This is a genomic window from Lentzea kentuckyensis, assembly GCF_002150765.1.
Classification (GTDB): domain Bacteria; phylum Actinomycetota; class Actinomycetes; order Mycobacteriales; family Pseudonocardiaceae; genus Lentzea; species Lentzea kentuckyensis.
In genome coordinates this window covers 1-267 of sequence record NZ_MUYM01000007.1, presented here as the reverse complement: position 1 = coordinate 267, position 267 = coordinate 1, and the positions used below count along the sequence as shown (strand labels likewise).

General features: G+C 64.4%; 1 protein-coding gene. It reads right to left on the bottom strand.

The genetic code is table 11. The features are described from left to right. The coding region (locus B0F77_RS48900) for a single-stranded DNA-binding protein (protein ID WP_211293662.1) at positions 1-198 on the bottom strand (198 nt) is incomplete at its 3' end. Positions 199-267: the final 69 nt, after the last annotated feature.

Sequence of the window (267 nt, the reverse complement as noted above, 5' to 3'; positions counted from 1 at the left end):
CAGCGTGGTCTTGACGCTGTCGGCGAGCTTGCGCCAGCACGAGATGCCCAGCCACAACGTCTCGCCGTCTTCCCAGTCGCCGATCGACGTGTTGTACCGGCGCTCGGTCGAGGTGATGCGGAAGTACGCGTTGGTCCTGCCGTCCTCGCCGTGCCTGTACGTGATCTCGCTCGCCACAGATCCAACAACGGTGATCACGGTGGAATTCCAGGCCATCGGGTTTGCCTCCGGGGTTCGAGGGGGTGCCGGTTCAGGTTGCTCCGGTGG